At 32.2% G+C, this 2,048-nt stretch carries 1 protein-coding gene and 1 pseudogene; both read right to left on the bottom strand.

The window, feature by feature from the left end; genetic code table 11:
• Positions 1-198: pseudogene (locus ABY285_RS12545) on the bottom strand (tRNA nucleotidyltransferase); the annotation flags it as partial.
• Between the two features lie 14 nt (positions 199-212).
• Positions 213-2,048, bottom strand: a 1,836-nt coding sequence (locus ABY285_RS12540; RefSeq protein WP_372770573.1) for a DUF3413 domain-containing protein, incomplete at its 5' end; no start/stop codon positions are given.

Below are 2,048 nucleotides of genomic sequence, written 5' to 3'. Positions count from 1 at the left end.
GGCGACAGCCTGCGCCAATTCAATGCCGCTTCCAACGGCTACAATGTCTATATCCTGCTGGTTATTTCTTTTTAAAAAGTAATCACGCACAAAACCGCCGATGACGTAGGTTTCTATTTTAAGTTCGTCAGCTGCTTGCGACACATAACTAAATATTTTATGGTCTAAAGCTTCAGTATATTTTATTGATTCTTTCATTAATTGGCACCTAATTACTCTTTGGCATAAAAAACATTTAACTCAACCATTGCATTATACAATAAATCATCATGTAATTCAGCATCTTTAATTATATTTAAATTTAAATCTGTAATATCATACAAACCAGTTGCATAAATTTTTGTGATTCTGTCCTTTTCGATAATCGCGTAATTATTGGTATAGCCACTTACAAACCAATTTCTGGGTTTTAAATTAAACAAACTTAATCCCATACTATAATCCTTCATCGGAGACGTCACTCCCAAATAGGAATTCATTAATGTAGGAACGATATCATAGTGCAAAGATAACGTATTATATTCTTTCGTTAATTTTGAAGCATCATATAAAATCATGGGAACTTTTATTTGATATTTTGAATAGTTGCCTCCGTGTTGCCAATATCCTTTTTTATTGTCGTTAAATTCCTGCCCGTGATCACCGGTTAAAATGATTATGGTTGACTCCATCAGTTTTTCATCTTCCAACTGTTTTAAAACCAACCCAATCTGATGGTCAATAAAGTGAAGAGAGTTTTTATACCTGTTGAAGAATTTTTCAGGATCATAGCCATCTTTTAGAAGCATGAAATTCACTTGTTCAAGCGACGGATTAAATTTTATTATATAATCTTTTGGATAATCAAACGCATGGGCTGCATCATAAAATAAAAAACTGAAAAATGGTGCTGTTTTTCTATTTTTATTGGCGTTTAACCATTGATTTGTGATTTCTATATCGCGTTCAGAAGCAACCTTGGCTTTAGATGACAATCTGAGATTTGAAACGGCTGAAAAAATATTCTTGTCGAATGGCGGATTTTGAAGGTTTGAACTGCTGAAAACATCCAGTTCATACCCTTCTTGTTTTAGCTGTTCAATTAAAACCGGTGATTTTTCCAATCGGGTAAATTGGTCCCAATACAACCCGTTTAAACCATAAAAAATCGAAAATACGCCTGCCAGTGTTCCATTGGATCCACTGTAATGGTTTAAATAATTTTGTGAATTTTTTGAAAGTTTATAAATATTAGGGGTGATTATGCTGTCCATGCAATCAAATCTCCATGAATCAATTACAAGAATCATAATGTTTTTTTGGCTTATTGGTCTCTCAGACAGCATAGGTGACAACGGGTAATTAATTGATTTTGAATTGGCGATGGCATATAGATCCCTGTTCTCCCTTAATTTTTCCTGATCTACAATATTGTGTTTTCTCAAAAACCTATTTGCCGTCAACGGATGATATAAAGGAAAAACTTGGGCTATCTGGGTAATCGGCCTGTAATAATTGGCATCTGCCCACGCATAAATCACATGGGTAAATACAAGTGAAAAAATAAAAAACATCGAAATCATTTTCACCCTTATTTTTATCCTTTTTTTTACAATTTTGCCAACTATGACATAAATTAAAATTTGAAAAAAAATGAGTGTCATTATTGTTGCTGTAGCAGTCATTATTGTAGCCCCAGAAAACTGGAAAATGTCAGAGGCTTTAGTCCCGAAAACCAGACTAAACACAAATGGAGACAGATGATATCTAAATTGAGTATAAACAATACTGTCAATTTTCAATAAAATTATTGCCAATGTGGACAAAGAAAAAAATATAATTTTTGTCAATTTTTTATTGTTGCCCAAATAATAAATAATGATGCTTATTAGAAGAATGGGAGAAAACAAAAAAGCAAAATGACTTAAAGTGGACAGAAAGACATATGTTTTGGCTAGTAAATAATTGGGACTTTCAATAAACTTAAGATAGGTTGAAGAAATAAAAAACACAATAATAAGATTCAATAAAAAACTCACGAATAATTCGCTTTTAAAATAATCTTTTTC

Origin of the sequence: Lutibacter sp., assembly GCF_041555395.1 — a bacterium.
Classification (GTDB): Bacteria; Bacteroidota; Bacteroidia; order Flavobacteriales; family Flavobacteriaceae; genus Lutibacter.
This window is presented reverse-complemented; position numbering and strand designations above follow the sequence as displayed.